This is a genomic window from Actinoplanes sp. NPDC004185 (assembly GCF_053603475.1).
Window position 1 is genome coordinate 1 of record NZ_JBSGFR010000122.1, and the last position, 2,028, is coordinate 2,028.

A 2,028-nucleotide genomic window follows, 5' to 3' on the forward strand; every position below is an offset into this window, starting at 1 on the left:
AGGTGGCGGGTTCGAGTCCTGCAGCCGGCACCATATCCAGCAAGGGGTTACGCGATGTTTGCGTAGCCCCTTCGCGTTTCCAATACCCTCTCATGTTTCCAATGCGCGTCGGCGAAACGGTTTAACCGGCCGTGTGCCGCGCACGTAACGCGCCGTCACGCCCGGTCCGCTGTGACCCGCCAGGCGCTGCCCGACTTCCAATCCTTCATGGTTCGTCTTGTGCGTCACGCCGCGCGCGCGGAGATCGCGGAATGGAAACGTCGCCTTGTCGAAGCGTGAAGGCAGCTTGCCCTTCCAAAGTGGGTAGCCTTTTTGGTCGCGCAAGAGGTGGGGCGAGAGGTCGACCTTCGAACCGCGCCAGGCGAGCAGTCGCTCAAACAGCGCCGCGAGGGCGCCCGTAATCTGTACGTTGACAATGCTCCAGTCTTTTGTGTGCGGAAGAAGATGCCCGCACAATGTTGGCGCGCTGCATGCGCAGGATGTCCGAGGGGCGTTGTACGCAGAGATTGGCCAGATCCATCGCGTTGCACAGCGGTTGGTAGGGCGCGGCATAGACGGCCGCATACAGCTCGTCATCGATGAGGGCGTCCCGGCGCCCGGTCTCCTTCTTCCTGCGCACGCCGGCGCACGGGTTCGCGATTGCCATCATGCCCCACAGCCGCCCGCAGTTCAGGACCAGCGACAGCCCGGCCTTCGTGCGGTTCGCTGTCACGACGCCGCGCTTCTCTACCGTCGTGCGCCAGATCGTGGCGACGTCGCCCGGCGCGAGCGTATCGAGCTCGCGATCGCCGATGACGGCAGCGGGCCCGGACAGGAACAGGTCGTACATGCGCCGCAGCAGACTTCTGCAGCGCGGGGGCGTCAGGGCGGTTTCGGTATGTACTTCCATGTGCCTTAGTTATGCAGCATCGGCGCTTCCTGTCCTTTGTGCTCGGTTCGGTCACAATAATGGGCCGCTCACAATAGCGCCGGTCCCGAATGCTCCGAGTACTGGCCGACGATAGTCAGAATCGGCACTAAGGCCTCGCTACATAAGGCTTTGCGGCGAAACTGCCAGATTTTGCACGAAAATGACGATTACCCCTGGCCGGACACTCCTGACGCTAGACGCCGCACTCCCAATATCCGGTGACGCGAGTCCGGTAATCAACTGCGATTGGAATTATCTGGAACTATATATTTTATAGAAAGTCAATTCGTCACGTAATTGAAAATGGTTTGGTGGCGGAAGCGTCACCAAACCATTGGGGTGATATCAAAGGACTATTTCGATCGTTACGTCAATTGGATCGTAAATCCTTCCTTCGAGCCTTCAAATGATACTCCGGATTGGAGGGGGCCCGACCCATACTTCCAGATAGCATACAGTGCCTTGGTTTTGCCTTTGGCGGGATCTCCGAATCGATTGGTCGCCAAAAAAGTGCGTGCCCCTTCGGCGAATTCCGTTTTGATGCCATTGGTGACATCGATTGTCTGGTTAAGATAGCCGTAGCCAGCATATACGATTGTCACTTCGTTTACCAGTTCAGTCATTTTTAACCTCGTAAGTGATCGCGATTATCGAAAACATATCGTTATATAAAGTCCGATATCCATCTAACTTCGAAGCCTGTCGGACATCTACGTAACGATATAAGAATCGGTTAGACGCCTTTCCAAATCAATTACAAGTAATTACGCGAGTGACAAGTTGGCGGAAACGCTGAGCTCCTTTGTTTACGCAAACATGCAAACTTCATCGCGAACCGAGCGGGTAGCCATCGCTTGGATTAGGACGTGGTGGAAGGCGGCTAACGAAACCAGGGCAAAACTGCTGAAACCGCGGCGGGCAGGCGCTTCCAATTCGAACCAAAGCCCCGACAGATAAGGCTGACAAGCCGGCATAGTCTGTAGTTTTGGAAACGCGAAATACAGCTAATTCACTGTAATCGTTGATTTTTTCAAGTGCCTTGTAATCATCAGGTGGCGGGTTCGAGTCCTGCAGCCGCACCACATTGAACGAAGGGCTACGAGATCTTGTCTCGTAGC

General features: G+C 55.7%; 3 protein-coding genes. All 3 read right to left on the reverse strand.

The annotated features are described in order from the left end of the window. Window positions 1-373: 373 nt before the first annotated feature. Window positions 374-829 carry a site-specific integrase gene (locus ACWEOZ_RS44250; RefSeq protein ID WP_175918296.1) on the reverse strand — a complete coding sequence of 152 codons (456 nt, stop codon included), beginning with the start codon at window positions 827-829 and terminating at the stop codon, window positions 374-376. A gap of 446 nt (window positions 830-1,275) precedes the next feature. After that, entirely contained in the window at window positions 1,276-1,533 is a 258-nt protein-coding gene (locus ACWEOZ_RS44255) for a hypothetical protein (RefSeq protein ID WP_124473431.1), read from the reverse strand. A 202-nt stretch (window positions 1,534-1,735) separates the two neighbouring features. After that, a partial coding sequence (locus ACWEOZ_RS44260; RefSeq protein ID WP_451916663.1) for a hypothetical protein occupies window positions 1,736-2,028 on the reverse strand: 293 nt, incomplete at its 5' end.

Bases quoted from the DNA above. Each gene is read 5' to 3' on its own strand.
- ACWEOZ_RS44250 (WP_175918296.1), bottom strand. From the start codon at position 829: ATGTACGACCTGTTCCTGTCCGGGCCCGCTGCCGTCATCGGCGATCGC.
- ACWEOZ_RS44255 (WP_124473431.1), bottom strand. From the start codon at position 1,533: ATGACTGAACTGGTAAACGAAGTGACAATCGTATATGCTGGCTACGGC.